17 protein-coding genes are annotated in these 16,466 nt (G+C 57.4%); 9 read left to right on the forward strand and 8 right to left on the reverse strand.

Annotated elements, in window-relative coordinates:
* Positions 1–78: 78 nt before the first annotated feature.
* On the forward strand, positions 79–1,584 hold the full coding sequence (locus tag M0651_RS04845) for an aminotransferase class V-fold PLP-dependent enzyme (RefSeq protein ID WP_248550718.1): 1,506 nt from the start codon (positions 79–81) through the stop codon (positions 1,582–1,584).
* Here the strand turns inward: M0651_RS04845 and M0651_RS04850 are convergent.
* The 3 genes from M0651_RS04850 to M0651_RS04860 all read right to left on the reverse strand — a co-directional run bounded on the left by M0651_RS04850 (position 1,581) and on the right by M0651_RS04860 (position 4,660).
* Positions 1,581–2,564: a DMT family transporter gene (locus M0651_RS04850; protein WP_248550719.1), complete on the reverse strand. Its 984-nt coding sequence runs from the start codon at positions 2,562–2,564 to the stop codon at positions 1,581–1,583. The genes M0651_RS04845 and M0651_RS04850 overlap by 4 nt on opposite strands.
* A gap of 143 nt (positions 2,565–2,707) precedes the next feature.
* Positions 2,708–3,586 carry an N-carbamoylputrescine amidase gene (aguB, locus tag M0651_RS04855; protein ID WP_248550720.1) on the reverse strand — a complete coding sequence of 293 codons (879 nt, stop codon included), beginning with the start codon at positions 3,584–3,586 and terminating at the stop codon, positions 2,708–2,710.
* Between the two features lie 30 nt (positions 3,587–3,616).
* The gene (locus M0651_RS04860) at positions 3,617–4,660 is read right to left on the reverse strand and encodes an agmatine deiminase family protein (protein WP_248550721.1); all 1,044 of its coding nucleotides are present in this window, start codon (positions 4,658–4,660) and stop codon (positions 3,617–3,619) included.
* A 385-nt stretch (positions 4,661–5,045) separates the two neighbouring features.
* Here M0651_RS04860 and M0651_RS04865 point away from each other — a divergent pair, with 385 nt between their 5' ends.
* Both M0651_RS04865 and M0651_RS04870 read left to right on the forward strand, forming a co-directional pair.
* Complete coding sequence (locus M0651_RS04865; protein ID WP_248550722.1) at positions 5,046–6,125, forward strand: bifunctional transcriptional activator/DNA repair enzyme AdaA; 1,080 nt, start codon at positions 5,046–5,048, stop codon at positions 6,123–6,125.
* Positions 6,100–6,408 (forward strand): isocitrate lyase/phosphoenolpyruvate mutase family protein, encoded by a 309-nt coding sequence (locus tag M0651_RS04870; protein ID WP_248550723.1) that lies wholly within the window; start codon positions 6,100–6,102, stop codon positions 6,406–6,408. The genes M0651_RS04865 and M0651_RS04870 overlap by 26 nt, the downstream gene beginning before the upstream one ends.
* On the opposite strand, the gene M0651_RS04875 is transcribed toward M0651_RS04870, so the two are convergent.
* The 5 genes from M0651_RS04875 to pcp form a co-directional block, all read right to left on the reverse strand.
* Positions 6,405–7,622 carry an ABC transporter permease gene (locus tag M0651_RS04875; RefSeq protein WP_248550724.1) on the reverse strand — a complete coding sequence of 406 codons (1,218 nt, stop codon included), beginning with the start codon at positions 7,620–7,622 and terminating at the stop codon, positions 6,405–6,407. The genes M0651_RS04870 and M0651_RS04875 overlap by 4 nt on opposite strands.
* Positions 7,619–8,485 carry an ABC transporter ATP-binding protein gene (locus M0651_RS04880; protein ID WP_248550725.1) on the reverse strand — a complete coding sequence of 289 codons (867 nt, stop codon included), beginning with the start codon at positions 8,483–8,485 and terminating at the stop codon, positions 7,619–7,621. The genes M0651_RS04875 and M0651_RS04880 overlap by 4 nt, the downstream gene beginning before the upstream one ends.
* Positions 8,461–9,210, reverse strand: a complete 750-nt coding sequence (locus tag M0651_RS04885) for a hypothetical protein (protein WP_248550726.1) — start codon at positions 9,208–9,210, stop codon at positions 8,461–8,463. Before M0651_RS04885 ends, M0651_RS04880 begins: the two co-directional genes overlap by 25 nt.
* Positions 9,203–9,664, reverse strand: coding sequence for an RNA polymerase sigma factor (locus M0651_RS04890; RefSeq protein WP_248550727.1), 462 nt, complete (start codon positions 9,662–9,664; stop codon positions 9,203–9,205). The genes M0651_RS04885 and M0651_RS04890 overlap by 8 nt, the downstream gene beginning before the upstream one ends.
* 153 nt (positions 9,665–9,817) lie before the next feature.
* Complete coding sequence (pcp, locus tag M0651_RS04895; protein ID WP_248550728.1) at positions 9,818–10,426, reverse strand: pyroglutamyl-peptidase I; 609 nt, start codon at positions 10,424–10,426, stop codon at positions 9,818–9,820.
* 312 nt (positions 10,427–10,738) lie between these two features.
* Between pcp and serS the strand changes: the two genes are divergently transcribed.
* The 6 genes from serS (at position 10,739) to M0651_RS04925 (ending at position 16,465) form a co-directional block, all read left to right on the forward strand.
* Positions 10,739–12,031: a serine--tRNA ligase gene (gene serS / locus M0651_RS04900; protein ID WP_248550729.1), complete on the forward strand. Its 1,293-nt coding sequence runs from the start codon at positions 10,739–10,741 to the stop codon at positions 12,029–12,031.
* A 77-nt stretch (positions 12,032–12,108) separates the two neighbouring features.
* Positions 12,109–13,221: a C40 family peptidase gene (locus M0651_RS04905; protein WP_248550730.1), complete on the forward strand. Its 1,113-nt coding sequence runs from the start codon at positions 12,109–12,111 to the stop codon at positions 13,219–13,221.
* Positions 13,222–13,326: 105 nt separating this feature from the next.
* Positions 13,327–14,040: a guanylate kinase gene (locus M0651_RS04910; RefSeq protein WP_248550731.1), complete on the forward strand. Its 714-nt coding sequence runs from the start codon at positions 13,327–13,329 to the stop codon at positions 14,038–14,040.
* 467 nt (positions 14,041–14,507) lie between these two features.
* Complete coding sequence (locus M0651_RS04915) at positions 14,508–14,891, forward strand: GntR family transcriptional regulator (protein WP_248550732.1); 384 nt, start codon at positions 14,508–14,510, stop codon at positions 14,889–14,891.
* Positions 14,881–15,777 carry an ATP-binding cassette domain-containing protein gene (locus M0651_RS04920; protein ID WP_248550733.1) on the forward strand — a complete coding sequence of 299 codons (897 nt, stop codon included), beginning with the start codon at positions 14,881–14,883 and terminating at the stop codon, positions 15,775–15,777. Before M0651_RS04915 ends, M0651_RS04920 begins: the two co-directional genes overlap by 11 nt.
* Positions 15,755–16,465 carry a hypothetical protein gene (locus M0651_RS04925; RefSeq protein ID WP_248550734.1) on the forward strand — a complete coding sequence of 237 codons (711 nt, stop codon included), beginning with the start codon at positions 15,755–15,757 and terminating at the stop codon, positions 16,463–16,465. The genes M0651_RS04920 and M0651_RS04925 overlap by 23 nt, the downstream gene beginning before the upstream one ends.
* The last annotated feature ends 1 nt before the right edge of the window (position 16,466 follow it).

Consider the following 16,466-nt stretch of genomic DNA (forward strand, 5'->3'; position numbering starts at 1 on the left):
TCCCTTCCCCCTAACGCCCCTAGGCGAATGCACATAACCTAAAGCGTGATTACAGTTACCTATAGGGGGAGACTCGGCTTGCTGGAGACAGAGGAATTGGAATTCGAGGTTTACCGGGAAAATACGATCGGCTACCGGCACCTATTTATGACGCCGTACGGAATCCAAACGCTGCGGTATGCCGATTGGGCAGCCAGCGGCCGCCTGTATCGGCCGATTGAAACGAAGCTGGCCCAGGAGTTTGGTCCGCTCGCAGGCAATCCCCACACCGCCGCCAACATTACCGGCACCGCCATGACCACCGCCTATGAAGAAGCCAAGCGGATCGTCAAACACCATGTCCACGCCGGTCCAAACGACATCCTACTGTTCGAGGGGACAGGGATGACGGGGGCGGTAAACAAGCTGCAGCGCCTGCTTGGGTTGAAGGCCCCTGCCCCTTGGCGAGAGCCATTCCGGAGGGGGATGGCCGAGCGGGAGCGGCCGGTTATTTTTGTCACGCATATGGAGCACCACTCCAACCACATCTCCTGGACGGAAACGATGGGCGAAGTCGTATGCATTCCGCCAGGGGCGGACGGACGCGTTGATCCCAACCGGTTGGACTTGGTGCTCCGCCGCTATCGGAATCGTCGCGTCAAGATTGGTGCATTCACCGCCTGTTCTAACGTGACCGGCTTTGTCACGCCGATTCACGAGCTCGCCCGGGTGATGCATCGGCACGGCGGCATCTGCGTGGCGGATTACTCCGCCAGCGCGCCCTATACGCCGATCGACATGCACCCGCCGGGAGCGCCGGAGGAGCGGCTCGACGCCCTCCTCTTCTCCCCGCATAAATTCCTGGGCGGCCCCGGCACAGGCGGGGTGCTGGTGATGGATGCGGGGCTGTGCGCAGGGGCGTCGCCGGACCGCCCGGGAGGCGGTACCGTGTCCTGGACCAGCCCGTGGGGCGTAGTCCAGTATCTGCCCGACGCCGAAACGCGGGAGGATGGCGGGACGCCGGGGGTCATGCAGGCGATCCGTACGGCATTAAGTTTGCGACTCAAGGAGCAGATGGGTATCGGCCGCCTGCTGCGCCGGGAGCGAGAGCTGACGAACCGGCTGCTGACGGAGTTTGAAGCCATCCCGGGCCTGAACGTCTTAGGCGGCAGCAGCCGTGAGCGTCTTGGCATTGTCTCCTTCACCTTAGAGCCGATCCATTATAACCTGGCCGTCAAACTCCTGAACGACCGTTTTGGCATCCAGGCACGGGGCGGTTGCTCCTGTGCGGGAACGTACGGCCATTACCTGCTTGGACTGGATCAGGCCGCCTCGCAGCGCATCGCCCGGCGAATCGCCGGCGGCGACTTCACGGCAAAACCCGGCTGGGTGCGAATCTCCTTGCATCCGATGATGACGACGGGCGAAGTCGCTTATACCGGAGATGCAATTCGTCAGGTGGCCGCCCAGGGTCGAAATTGGGCCAGGGACTATACCTACGATCCACGAACCAATGAGTGGTACCATCGACGCGGAGAACCCCGGATCGACCTGGACGAATGGTTCCGTTTGCCGGAGCCCCTCGCCTTGCGGGCCGAAGGCTAACGAGGCGGATTGGCCGGGAGGGCTGCCGCGTCCGGTTCGGTGCCAGCGCCAGCACCAGCATCAGAAGCAGTCGGGCTCTCCTGGCGTTTGGTTGCCTGTCTGGCGCTGCGCGAGCTGCTCCGATTCGCGAGATACACTCCGCCGAGGATAAACACCAGTCCGGCCAGCAAACGCCAGCTCACCGGCTCGTTCAGCAACGTGAACCCCCAAATAATCGCACTAGCCGGAACGAGATACGTGACGGTGGTGGCGAATTGCGGGGTTCCTTTTTGTACCATAAAGTAAAACAGAATATAGGCCACCCCCGAACCGAACACACCTAGGCCAATCACCGCGCCAAGCGTGGGAAGGGAAGCCAGCGGCGCCAGCGAGTCCCGTTCGAGGGTCAGCGCCATGAGCCCGCTGCCCGCCATCGCACTAATCAGCGTGCCGAAGGTGACCTGATACATCGATAGTCCGCCGGACAGTCGCTTGGACAGGTGCGTACCCACCGCATAACACAGCGTTGCCGCCAGCATGCAAGTGAACCCAAGCAGATCCACCGAGGCGAGTGAGGTTGGGCTGACGCCAACAAGCACGAGCAAACCAAGGAAGGCGATGCCCATCCCCGCCCACTGCATGCGGGTCGTGGCGACGCGGAAGAACACGACGCCCACCACCAGCGTCCAGAGCGGGGTCGTAGCGTTCAGCACCGATGCCAAGCTGCTCGTCAGCCGCGTCTCGCTGAATCCGATCAACGCCCAAGGAATCGCCGTGTTGACCAGCGCCATAATGACCATGGCCACCCAGGGAATCGCACGAAACCCAAACGGCTTGCGCAGGACGAGCATCACCCCCGTAATTGTTGCGAGCCCGAAGGTCGAACGCAGAAATGCGACGGTCCAGGGCCCGAAGTCGGGCAGCAGGATTTTGATGAAGAAAAACGAGCCGCCCCAAATCAAACTAAGTAGAATTAATGCAAAATACAGCGATCGTGCCACTCTTATCCCTTCTTTCTATGAACGTCCGGGCATCTGAAATAAGGTCACCCTGAACTCTAGTGTGCCTAATTCATCGGCAAAAGCCCCCAATCACAAAACACGGTGGAATTGGGGGCTTCACGAGCTGGCGTGGCTTATGCGGTTTAGTCGATGCGAAGCTCGCCGTCGTAGGAGGTGATGATCTTGTACAGGTCCGGCCGACGGTCGCGGAAGATGCCCCATTCGATCCGCTGAATCTCCAGCTGGTCTAGGTCAAATTCCGCCACCAGTACGGTCTCCTCTGTACGGTCGGCTTCCGCGACTTTGTTGCCTTGCGGTCCGGCGATGAAGGACGAGCCATAGAAAGTGATGCTCGACTCTTCGTCGGTTTCCATGCCGACCCGATTCGAAGCGATCACCGGCACCAGGTTGGAAGCAGCATGCCCGAGCATGCACAATTGCCAGTGATCCTTGGAGTCGATCGAGCCGTCCTGCGGTTCGGAGCCGATCGCCGTCGGATAGAACAGCAGCTCGGCGCCCATCAGCGCCATGCAGCGGGCGGCTTCCGGGTACCACTGATCCCAGCAGACGCCGACGCCAATCTTCGCGTAGCGCGTCTTCCACACTTTAAACCCGGTATCTCCCGGATTAAAATAAAACTTCTCCTCATACCCCGGCCCGTCCGGGATATGGCTCTTGCGGTAACGTCCGAGAACCTCGCCGTCGGCGTCGATCACGGCCAGCGAGTTGTAACGGGCGTTGTTCTTTTTCTCATAGAAGCTGATCGGCAGAACCACTTCCAGCTCCTTAGCCACTTTACGGAAATGCTGGATCGCTGCGTTCTCCTCCAGCTCCGTCGCATAGATGTAGTAGTCGGACTTTTCTTTTTGGCAGAAATAAGGGGTTTCGAACAGCTCCTGCAGCAGGATAATCTGTGCCCCTTGCGCCGCCGCTTGTCGAACCAGCTGATCGGCTTTGGCGATATTCTCTTCTCTATTGGATGAGCAGCTCATTTGCGTCGCTGCCACTTTGACGTTTCTCATGTCGATGATCGAACCCCTTTCGCTAAAAGTTTATGGGCGTCTTGCCGCCATTTGCTGCGTCGTGCAATGCACGTTGCCGCCCTCGCGGATGATGGCCATGCCGTCGACGGTACGGATCTTGCGATCCGGGAATGCCTCGCTCAATACCTTCACGGCCTGGCGGTCGGTTTCCACCGCAGCCCCGCCAAAGACCGGCAAAATGATACCGCCGTTGACGAAATAAAAATTCAAATAGCTCAGCGTCAGACGGCTGTCTTCGTAGAACGCCTGCGGCGGCTGCGGGATCGGAAGGATCTCCAGCTTACGGCCTTGGGCGTCCGTTGCTTCGCTCAGGATCGCGATATTTTCCTGCGTAATCGCATAGTTGTCGTCGCTCGGATCGTCGCACACTTGCAGAATCACCTTACCCGGCGCGGCGAAGCAAGCCACATTGTCGATATGTCCGTCCGTTTCGTCCCCGCTCAGGCCGCGTTTCAGCCAGATGATTTGGTCAACGTTCGTGAAGTTCTTGACCGCTGCCTCGATCTCTTCCCGGCTCATGTGCGGGTTGCGGTTCTTGTTCAGCAGGCACTCCTCGGTAGTCAGCAGCGTACCTTCTCCGTCCGTATGGATCGAACCGCCCTCGAGCACCAATGGCGCGTCGAATTGTTTGACTTTGAGGGCTTCCAGGATTTGCGGCGCGACTGCATCGTCCAGATCCCACGGCGAATACTTGCCGCCCCAGGCGTTAAATCCCCAGTTGACCCCGGCCAACTCCCCTTCTGGATGGACGAGGAACGTCGGGCCGTTGTCGCGCAGCCAAGCATCGTTATGCTCAATCGGCAGATAAGAGATGCGACCTGTGTTTGGATCCTGCTCGAAGCGGGCCTTCACCTTCTGTATATCATCCGGATTCACAACCACGGTGATCGGTTCAAATTCGGCGATCGCCGTAATGAATTCGGCATACCCGTCGCACACCTCGGCGTACCGGTCGGGATAAACCATCGACTCCTGTACCGGCCAGGAGATAAAAGTACGTTCATGTGCCGCCCATTCGGCGGGCATTTTATAGTTGAAGTCTTTAGGATACATCGTTTCCTCCACTACCAAAGAATTTATCGTTTCAAACTAGATTTCGGGGCGGCCCTCCTAGTGCTTCTCCATGCCATGGATGCCCTCAGGTTGTTCCCACTGCTCTAACGCGGATGAGAAAATCTATTTGAAGGATTTCCTCATTGTACCGTTTCTAACAACGCTGTGGATCACTATTAAGCGCTGTGGCAAGCGTTAGAACTGCGGATGGCCCCATAAATCCTAGCGTGTTTACCCAATTTACCATGATATCATATAACAAATCTCACTCGCCCACAATGGAAGTCTTGACCGGAAAATCAATGCCTGATTTTCGGCGGCACCGCCTTGCTGCAAACGATATAATGGGGGAACAAAGTTGAACGACAAGGAGGGCCCTGCCTGAATGATTCTCGCCGAATGGAAAGAAGAGTATTATCAAGCTCTATTGGAGAAAAATACGGAGTATGAAGGGGTATTTTACGTTGGCGTCAAAACCACCGGCGTCTTCTGCCGGCCCACTTGCCCAGCGCGAAAACCGAAATTCGAAAACTGCGAATTTTACGAGACCGCCAAGGAAGCGCTGCTCGCCTCGTTTCGGCCCTGCCAACGCTGTCGCCCGTTATCCCATCCAAGCCGCGTGTCGGATCTGGTCCGCCAGCTGGTGGAAGCGGTCGAGGCTCATCCGGAGAAGCGCTGGAAGGACGAAGACTTCAGGCAACTCTCTGTCGACGCGTCCACGGCGCGCCGCCAGTTCAAGAAGCGTTTTGGCATGACCTTCGTGGAATATGCCCGCGCCCGGCGCATGGGTCTGGCGCTGGGGAACATCCGCTCAGGCCGGCCGGTCATCGACGCCCAGCTTGCTATGGGATATGAGTCGAGCAGCGGCTTCCGGGACGCCTTCTCCCGGATTATGGGGGCTGCGCCATCTCGCCTGGAGGAGAATCGCGTGCTGCGGGCGGCATGGCTCGACACCCCGCTTGGGCCGATGATCGCGATTGCCGATGAGGAAGCGTTGTACCTGCTGGAGTTCGTGGACCGCCGCGGTTTGGAGCGCGAAGTCGAGCGGCTCCGCAAGCGGACGAAATCCGCAGTGATCCCTGGATTCACCGGTCCGATCCGCTCGATTGAGAGAGAGCTCGCCCAATACTTCGACGGACGGTTAACCGAGTTCACCACTCCGCTGCGATTGCTCGGTACGCCGTTTCAGCAGCAGGTATGGACCCGGCTGCGGCAAATCCCTCCCGGGGAGACGCGCTCGTATGCCGAGCTGGCCTCAGAAGTTGGCTCTCCGTCGGCCTTCCGCGCCGTCGCCCAAGCCAATGGGGCCAATCAACTGGCCCTTGTCATCCCCTGTCACCGCGTCATCAACGCAAACGGCGATCTCGGGGGTTATGGCGGCGGACTGTCCCGCAAAAGCTGGCTGCTGAAGCACGAGAAACAAGAAGGAGGAGCCTACGATGCCTATTCGAACCAAGCAAATTGAACAAGCCCTCGCTCTGGCAGAACTGCATGTTTCGGCCGGAGCCAACGGTTTGTTCGTGCCGGGCCTGAGCGACCTGCGGTTGATCGAGGCTTTGTGCCAATCGTCCCCGCTCCCGGTCAACATCATGGTTGGCGGCGCGTCCTCGCCTTCGCCCCGCGAGCTGGCCGAGTTAGGCGTCGCCCGCGTCAGTTACGGGCCCCATCCATACTTGCAGATGATGGCCGCCTTGAAAGAAGCCGCGCGCAAGGCGCTGCGGATGGAGCGAAATAACCGGGTCGGCTAAACGATTTGATGGTTCTTGAAGGCACGATAGGCCAGCGGTGCAAGCAGGATACTCACTACAGCAGCAAATAACGGCATGAATACGTACGGGCGGATTACCCATCCAAGCGTTTCATACTGGATCGGGCTGGTCACGGGACCAAAATCCATCATGTATGTCGGCAGAAGATGGATAAGATTAAACAGCCATATGCGGTCGTAGTGTACATTGACGAACAAAGGTACGACAAGCAACAGACTGATGAGCACGATGACCCCGAACGGAGTTTTAAGTTTTGCGGACAGCAGCATGGTTATAGCCGAAGTGAGCAAGCAGGCGAAAAAAATGCAGATCGACAGCAGCAGCGCCGTCTGCCCCATCGTCACTGGATAGGGCGACATAGGGTAGTAGAGCTGCAACGGCGCGTTCCCGCCTTCAAATCCGAAGGTGAGCATCGACAGGAAATAACTCAACGCGGTCAGGGTCAGGCTTATCGCGGCCGCCAACGAAAAGCCCGTAAATAATTTGGCTTTAATCAACCTGCGTTTCCCGTGCTTCGAAGCGAGGATGAGCTGATCGGCTCCGGTGGCATATTCGGACGAAAACAGCGGAGCGATGCAAATCGCCATCACGAACGCAGCCATCAAGCCTTCGGAGTACATCAGAGTAAAGAAACGCGTATAGCCTTCGGTATGAGAAAAAGTAAACGGCGTTGTTACCCGGGCATCCAGCGCTAGTACCGCCTCTTTGCCTCGATCACTCATACGGGTTTGTTCCACGGCCAACGTCTGTTTATCCCGGCGCAGGGTGTAGAATTCGTCAGCCTGCTTCTTCGTCAGGACTTGAAAATCCTCCATATTGAACCGCCGTGAGGCGGTGTTGTAAATCGCGCGGCTGATGGAGTATATCCCGCTGTACTTCCGAGCCAACGTCTGATATTCCTCGGTCCCTTGATACAGGTTAGCTTCCGGGATCTGCGCATAAGCTTGGGCCGCTTCCAGGATCAATCCCGCGCCGATCTCCCGGCCGGCAAGGGACCGGGCGTAAGTCCGGTCCTTGACCATGCCTTCATAATGGGACTCGAACAGCTTGCCATCGATGTAATAGTTGCCGAGCAGCGTCCCCCAACAGCTGATCATGGAAAGGATCATCGCTAACAGCAAGGTAATAACCACGCTTTTTTTGCGCAAAATTTTTCGATATTCGAAACCGACCAGGCTCCAAAAGCCGTTCATCGTTCGCTCACCTCGCTGAAATAATAAAGGTAAAGATCCTCCAGCGTAGCTTGTACGGGGACCGCTGAGTCGCCGGGCTTCTCCTCGCACACCAGACGCAAGAACACGTCCGCCCCCTCTTGCCGCAGATTAACGACCAGATGCTTATCGCACAAAACATCCGCCGACGCTTGCGGAACGGTGCATTCCCACACTTTCCCCTGTATGGTTCGGATAATCTCCTCCAAGGTCCCCTGATGGATGAGCTGGCCGTCTTTCATTACCAGGATGAGATCCGCAATGTGTTCCACGTCCGAGACGATATGGGTGGATAACAGGACGATACGATCCGCGCCAAGCCGGGATATTAAATTGCGGAAGCGCACCCGTTCCTTCGGATCGAGACCGGCCGTCGGCTCGTCCAAAATCAAAATCCTGGGGTCGTTCAACATCGCCTGCGCGATGCCAAGCCGTTGTTTCATGCCTCCGGAGAAGGTTTTGATCTTCTTGTTTGCCTCCTTCTCCAGCGAAACCAGTTCCAGCAATTCCCGCGATTTTTCAAGGGCGCGCGGCTTGGGCAGCCCCTTCAGCGTGGCGATGTAGAGCATGAAATCAAGCGCCGAAAATTCGGGATAATAACCGAAATCCTGCGGCAAATATCCCAATGCGTCGCGGTAATCCTCGTGACTGACGTCGATGCCTTCATAAGCGATGGTGCCGGACGTCGGGGCCAGCACCCCGCACATCATGCGCATCAGCGTCGTTTTGCCGGCGCCGTTGGCGCCCAGCAGGCCGTACACGCCGGGACGAAGCGTAAGGGAAATCCGGTCGCAGGCGATTTTTGGGCCGTAGTGCTTGGTCACTCGGTCAAGAATAAGTCCCATGTTCTCTCCTCCGTTCGTTTATGCAAATCACGCAACTGAATGCCGATGAACAAGCTGCTTGCGGCAAACAGGAGCAGCCAGTAGCCCAGAAACGCGTTGGTATAAAGAAACCGCAACGCGCCGGCGGCAACGACGTTCGTCATGCTGACGAGACAGGCCGCTGCGGCGCAGCCATAGACGCTTTCCCGTCCGCGCACCCGGTTTGCGATCCACAGGCTGACGCCGCAGGTCATAAGATAGGGAACGAGCAGGTAGGTCGCAGCTTGCAGCAAGCCATAGGACGACCTCTGGCTAATCAGAGTCAGAAGCAGCGACAATATAAGGAAGTTTCCTCCGCCTAAAATAGCGGCCCGCGCCATAACGACCTGCGGCAGGCTGAATCGGCAGCTCAATTCCAGCTCCGCCATGCGACAGCCCGTGGAGCGCGACAGTTCCGTAGCCGTCAGCAAAGCCAAGAACGGCAGGAGGGCGGAAAGGGTCCAGAGCCGGCCCGCTTCCGCATGCCAAAGATTGGCCTGCGGCGAAGATAGGGCAACGGCCCATCCCATCGCCGCGATCACGGCGGAAAGCGCCCAGACCCGTTTGCGAATATAGCGAAACTGGCTGAGGAAGAAATCCGCACCGGAGATTTTGGGATAACGCAGCGTTTTCAGGAATCGCTCTTTATCCTCGGGTTTCGGTGCTTCAAACGCGGTTTGCAAGGCGTTTTTCCATCGGTTAGTCAAGAGCATCCTCCCCTTTCAGCATGGCCTTCAGAGCAGCCAGCGCAGAACTTGTCTTCCGGTAGACCGCGAAACGGGAAAGTCCCGTGATCGCCGCAATTTCGCTGACGGCCAGCTCGTTTGCGTATCGCAATAGCAACAGCTCCTGTTCCAGTTCCGGCAGCGTTGTTAAGGCCTGCCGGACGACGATTTGAAGCTCCAACCGGTCCAACGAATCCGTGTCGGGCAGCTCTCCGGCCAGTTGTTCCGGCTGTTTTTTGCGGAACGTGTCCATGCACAGATTTCGCGCGATGGTGTAAAGATAGGCCAGCGGCTTCCCGCGTTCGATGTATGAGTTCTGCGCAAAGTACTTGAGGCAGGTTTCCTGCGTCAGGTCTTCCGCCAAAGAAGCATTGCCGACCTTATAGTAGCAATAGCGATAGATTTTGTCGTAAAGTTCTTCGATGTCGACCGACACATGAAAACCTCCCCTCACATTGCTTAACGGACTTAGGCGATGAGATGTGCGGCGGAAAACGGGAAAGTTCACGGTTTGTCCTCAAATCCACGGTTAGATACAAAAAAAGCGGCTCCGCCGAAGACCGTAAGGCCTCTGGCGGAGCCGCCTTTTTTACTCCGTCATCGCTCTAATCGCCTGTTCCAACCCCTCCACCATCTGCTCCAGCGCCATGCTCGGGGCGCCGGGATGCCGTTCCGCCTGTTCCGGCAGGTAAGGGACATGGATGAATCCGCCCCGGATCGGCTTGCCGCTGACGGCGAGATGGTGCATCAGCCCGTAAAAAACATGGTTGCACACAAAGGTGCCGGCCGACAGCGAAAGCGACGCGGGGATCCCTTTCTCCTGCAGCCGTTCCGCCATGCGCTTGACCGGCAGCGTGGTCCAGTAAGCCGCCGGACCCTCCGGTACGACCGGAACGTCGACCGGCCGATATCCCGCATTGTCGGCGATGTCGGCATCGCTGAGGTTAACGGCAATCCGCTCGAACGAGATCCCCTTACGTCCGCCAGCCTGCCCCAACGCGATCACCACCTCGGGTTCGGTTTCCCGGATACCGGTCAACAGACGCTCGAGGGATGGGCCGAACACCGTCGGAAGCTCCAGCCCTACGACCTCAAAGGAGCCGATCCCTCGGCCCTGCAGCCGGCGAACCGCTTCAACCGCCGGATTGATCGGTTCGCCGCCAAAGGGTTCGAAGCCGGTAAGCAGCAATTTTCTCATCTGATATTTCCCTCCCTCTTGAAAATCCTGGGTCACTTACGCTATACTGCTATACAAATCAAATCTCGGAATCATGCCTATGAAGAGCATCCAACTCGGAGGCGTTTTCGTCAAGGGGAACTGCGCGCTTAACGCGCAAAAATCTCCCTCCTAAGCTAACCGGGTCCGCCCGTTACCGCGGAACTAAAGGGGATTGAACCGGACCTGCCGGTTTGATCAATTTGGGTGGCACCGCGAGTCGATAAGCGCTCCTCGTCCCAATCGGACGAAGGGCGCTTTTTGTATTCTCATACGTAAAGGAGCGGATCACCCATGTTAGACGTGAAATGGATTCGGGAGCATCAGGAGCAGGTTCAAACGGTAGCGGAGGAAAAAGGGATCGCTTTGTCGGTCCCGGAGCTATTGCATTGGGACGACCAACGCCGGGCCTTGTTGCAGGAGACGGAGCGGTTACGGCAGGAGCGCAACCGGCTGACGCCGCAGATCGAAGCGCAACTCCGGGAGCAAGGGCCGGAGGCCGCAGCCACATTGAAAGAAGAGGTCAAGCAGTTAAACCGGCGGCTGAGCGGGCTGGAGAAAGAGCTGGAGGAAGCCGAACGCGAGTATCGACGGCTGATGCTGCTTGTCCCTAACCCGGTCTCGCCGGATACGCCCAAAGGCCGGTCGGATCTCGACAATGTCGAGGTCAAGCGGGACGGCGAACCGGCGGCATTCGACTTTGTACCGCGGGATCACGTGGCGTTAGGCGAGCTTCATCGGATGATCGACATCCCCCGCGGGGTCAAAACAGCCGGTGCGCGCAACTACTACTTGAGCGGCACAGGGGTGCTGCTGCACCGGGCGGTCCAACAGCTGGCCGTGGATCTCCTCGCGGCCAAAGGATTCACCTTGCTGGAGGTCCCGTTAATGGTTCGCTCGGAGGCGCTCGTGAACACCGGGTTCTTCCCACTGGGCACGGATCAGACATACCGGATAGCCGAGGACGACCGCTGGCTGGTCGGCACCGCCGAGGTCCCGCTCGTGTCGTACTTCGACCGCGAGATCGTCGACGTTACCCATCCGGTGAAGCTGGCCGCGGCTTCGTTATGTTTCCGCAGCGAGGTCGGCTCGGCGGGCAGGGACGTGCACGGCTTGTACCGCGTGCATCAGTTCTCGAAGGTCGAGCAGGTGGTGCTGTGCGAGAACGACCTGGAGCTGTCAGAGCGGCTGTTTCAGGAAATCACGCAAAACGCCGAGGAGCTGCTTCAGCTTCTGGAGCTCCCTTACCGGGTGATGGCGGTTTGTACCGGAGACATGTCGCAAAAAACGTATAAGCAATACGACATCGAAACGTGGATGCCGAGCCGCGGGGCTTACGGGGAGACTCATTCGTCGTCGCAGTTGCTGGATTTTCAGGCGCGTCGCTCGAATATCCGCTTCAAAGACCGGGACGGCAAGCTGCAATATTGCTACACGTTGAACAACACCATGGTCGCCTCGCCGCGTATCCTGATTCCATTACTGGAAAATCATCAGGAAGAAGACGGCAGCATCCGGATTCCGCGCGCACTGCGGAAGTATATGAACGGCTTAGAGCGCCTGACACCGTTGGGCTCGCAGGGATAGGAAACATTTTCCACACAACTAATCGGCCTTGGTTTCGTCCAACTATATAAATCCATCCAGAAAATAGGTGATTTATCATGACGAAACCATTCAACACAAGAACACGAAGACTCACCTGGCTGCTGGCAGCCTCCCTCGTGCTGTCCGTCCAGGCGGGAACGGCCGGTGCGGAGCCTGCGGGCAGCGCGGCTTCGGATGCTTTGACGGCAGCGATCCCGGCCGCTCCAACCGCCTCCGCCACAACGGGCCGCATCGCGGTCGAACTCGACGGGCGACCGTTGCAGACGGAGACGTCGCCGGTCCTGGTGAGCGGCAGCGTCCTGTTGCCGATCCGCGACGTTTTTGAGGCGCTGGGTGCCAAGCTGGTTTGGGACGACGAGAGCAAGACCGTCACGGCCACCCGGGGCCAAATGAAGCTGGTTTACCGGATCGGCGACCCCACGGCGCAGTTGAACGGGCAGACCTTCACGCTGCCGGTACCTGGACAGATTATGAACGGTTATTCCCTGGTGCCCCTGCGGTTCGTAAGCGAAGCCCTGGGCTGCGACGTGGTTTGGGACGGCGAGCACCGCACGGTGCGGATCACCTCGGCGTTTACATACGAAACCACCGTTGCGTGGGGCGTTAACCTGCGCAGCGCGCCGGATGCGGATAGCGAAACAGTCGGCGAGGAGCTGCTTCTCGCCGGCAGCAAGCTGCATGTCGTTCGCGAGGCTGGCGCGCTCTGGCTGGAGGTGCGCACTGCGGACGGTCGCTCCGGTTATGTATCGGCCAAGCCGAAGTACACCGACTATCGGAGCGACGCCCTCGCGGACAAGCAGGCGGACGAGCTGATCGCGTATGGCAAAACGTTCGAAGGCACGCCTTACGAATTCGGCGCGTCGCCGGACCAGACGAAAACGTTCGACTGCTCTTCTTTCGTGAAAAGAGTGTACGAAGATATTCTCTCGATCGAGCTTCCGCGCGTTTCCTATGACCAAGCCAAAGAAGGTACGGAGGTTGGTCTGGACGAACTGCGCAAGGGGGATCTGCTGTTCTTCGGCGCACGCGGGCTGGAAATCGGCCACGTCGGAATCTACATCGGCGACAATCAAATTTTGCACACGTACTCCAAGGAGCAGGGAGTTCATGTCGAAGCGTTCGATGGCCAGTGGAAAAAGCGGTTCGTCACCGCGCGGCGGGTGTTTTGAGGAAACGGACGGCGTGAATGCGGATATATCCGGAGTATAACCGGGATTCATTCAATTTTTCCCCTCTTTTTGCCGACATAGGAAGTAAAGACGTTCGCGAAGGAGGTGAATCCGTGCGGTTCTGCCGGCGGCATTCCCGTTAAGCCGGATAACGCGCACGGAGACGCGATGTGGAAATGGCTGAAAGGCTCGAAATCAACCTCTGACCCTGTCCGCAACGAGAACGAAACCCTTGGCCCGGCCGACACGGCCCTGGCGGACGATCGCGCCCCGCAGCCCAAGGTGATCGTCATCACCGGTACGAGCGGCTCAGGCCGTAAGAGCATCGCCAAGCAGCTAAGCGCTGAGTTGGACCTTCCGTATGTGCTGCCTTACACGACCCGTGCCATGCGCAAGGGGGAACGGGACGGCGAACACTATCGTTTTATCGCGGAAGCGGACTTTCAGTCGATGCTCGACAGGCAAGAGTTTAGTCAAAGCGTCCGCCTGGAGCGCGGCAGCTACGGAATCGCGGAACGCGAACTGAGCGAAGCCTTGGAGCAGCACGGCGCCGCGATCGTCGTCGTGAATCATGACGGCTTGCAGGCGTTACGGAAACGGTTTGGGCCGCAGGCGATTCGGATTTTCCTCTACGTGACGAAGGAAGACATTCGGCTGCGCGAGGAACGGGAAGGGGCACCTCCCGAGGTCATCGAAGAGTACTTGCGGAACTATTCCGAACAGGTCGTTTTCAAGAAAGAATCCGACTATTTGCTGCAAAACATCGATCCCGCCGCGACGCTGGCGAAGATTAAGAATTTTTTGCAGGACAAAATCTAAATGGAAGCGGGTTGTCCCGGTCGTTGCGGCCGGGCGGCCCGTTTTTTTGCGCTTTGGGTACTGTGCGGTTACGGTGCCAACGCTAACGCTGGTGAGCAACGCTGATGTGGCGAATTCTGTGCTAACGCTGATCAGAAACGCTAATGTGGCAAATTTGCCGCTCTAGAACTTCTAACGCTTCTGAGCAACGCTATTTTGCAGAGATCAGCCGTTTTTTTTCGTAAAAATGAACAATAGGCTCTGTGATCCGCGTTAGAATCGCAACATGTCTATTTCGGCGGATATAAGCTTTGTTGCAAGCGTTAGAGGCAAGGCGGCTAAGCGGCGGCTAGGCGGCGGCTAAGCGGCAATGCCGTCGTACCTCGGTACGAAAGAAGGTTGACGGGAGGAAAGTTTATTTATATAGTTATATACAAGACTATATAACCATATAACTAACAATAAAGGGACACGGAGGTGATTTCCCGTTGAGTCCGTCTTTTGACGACAAGAAGCCGATTTTTCTGCAGATCAAAGAGCTGATTGAGGATCAGATCGTGAACGACCAGCTAAAGGAGCATGAGCAAATTCCGTCAACGACGCAGCTGGTGCAATTTTATAAAATCAATCACCTGACGATTGCCAAAGGCATCAATCTGCTGGTGGACGCCGGTATTTTGTACAAGAAGAGGGGGGTTGGCATGTTCGTCGCCGAGAAGGCAAAGGAAATACTGCTGACGCAGCGCAAAGAACGGTTTCTCGATGAATACGTCCTGCCGATGATGCGGGAAGCCGCGAAGCTGGGCATAGCCGAGGGCGAAATGAATCTGTTGATTACCAAAGCAAAGGAGGGGATTCAAAATGAGCCTTGACGTTATGCTAGAGCAAGTGAGTGTCAATTTTGGCAGCCATCGTGCGCTAACGGATATCACCTTAGAGCTGGAAGCCGGAAAAATTTATGGTCTGCTGGGCAGAAACGGCGCGGGCAAAACCACTCTGCTCTCCCTGCTGGCTTCCTATATAGAGCCAACGGCAGGACAGGTGCGCATCGGCGGCCGGAATCCGTTCGAGCACGCCGAGACGATGGCCCAGGTCAGCTTCGTTTTTGAAACCGACTACAGTGAAGAAAGCGAAAAAGTGAGGGGCATGCTGCAGGTAGCCGAGCGATACCGCCCCCATTTTGACCGGGCATATGCCGAGGAACTGATACACTTGTTCGGCCTGCCGCAGGACGTGCCGGTCAAGAAGCTCTCCAGCGGGATGCAGTCGGCGCTGAATGCCGTCATCGGGCTGGCGAGCCGGTCCCCTGTGACGATCTTTGACGAGGTTTACCGCGGGATGGACGCGCCGACCCGGGAGATTTTTTACAAGCAATTGCTGGAGGATCAGGCGGGCCACCCGCGGACGATCATCCTGTCCACCCACCTCGTATCGGAGATGGATTATTTGTTCGAGGACGTGGTGATTTTGCACAAAGGACGAATGCTGCTCAAGGAGTCGATCGACCGTTTGCTGGACCGCGGCGCATCCATCACCGGAACGGCTGCCGACGTCGATGAGTTTGTGCGAGGCATGAAAGTGCTGAACGTTCAACAGCTGGGCGGAACGAAAGCCGCTATGGTCTATGGGGAAATCGATGAGGCGCGGCGCAGAGCCGCGGCGGGCAAAGGCCTCGACATCGGCCCGGTTCCGCTGCAGGATTTATTTATCCACTTAACCGGGGAGGAGGGTTCCCATGAGGTCCAATCCGAGCATTAAAGCCCGCCCTATTCGTCACGCAGGACGCGCGCTTCGGGTCGCTGCGGATATGTCCTGGCTCCAGCTGACTTGGTCTGCCTGGTTTATCAGCTTCGTCATCTTGGCGTATGCGTTAATCGAAATCAATGCGCAAAATTTCATGACGTTTGCTTTTCAACCGTCCAAGGTGTTTATGCTCGTCATCGGGATCATCTCGGTATCCGGCTTCCTGAGTTTCTACGCTAGATTTGGGGTCACGCGCACAGCTTACTTCTGCGGCTCCTCTCTGGCCGCTGCAACGGTTGCTTTCGTGCTGATGGGGTTCGTCGGGGTGCTCGGCAGCTTGCAGCATTGGCTGATTCCCGCGCCGGAGAAGGTCTCCTTCCTGGGGGAGGACGCCTCCTGGCTGCTTACCGTGATCGTCTACTTTTTGAACGCCCTGGTTTATTATTTAGCGGGTTATGTGATCGGTGCCGGCTTTTACCGGTTCGGCAAGCTTGGAGGCATGCTGTATATCGTTCTGGCCCTGGCTGTTCTGTTTGCGTCCGAGTCCATGTGGGATTTGGAACTCAAGGATCTCCTTAACCGCGTCGTCTATATTGGCCATTTGCCGGTTTGGGGATCCTTGCTGGGAACGTTGCTTCTAGCAGCTCTTACGCTCGGAATCATATGGGCCACGTTGAAAAAGGTTCGCATCAAAATAAAGTAAC

The organism is Paenibacillus mellifer, from assembly GCF_023195895.1.
GTDB classification, from domain to species: Bacteria; Bacillota; Bacilli; order Paenibacillales; family Paenibacillaceae; genus Fontibacillus; species Fontibacillus mellifer.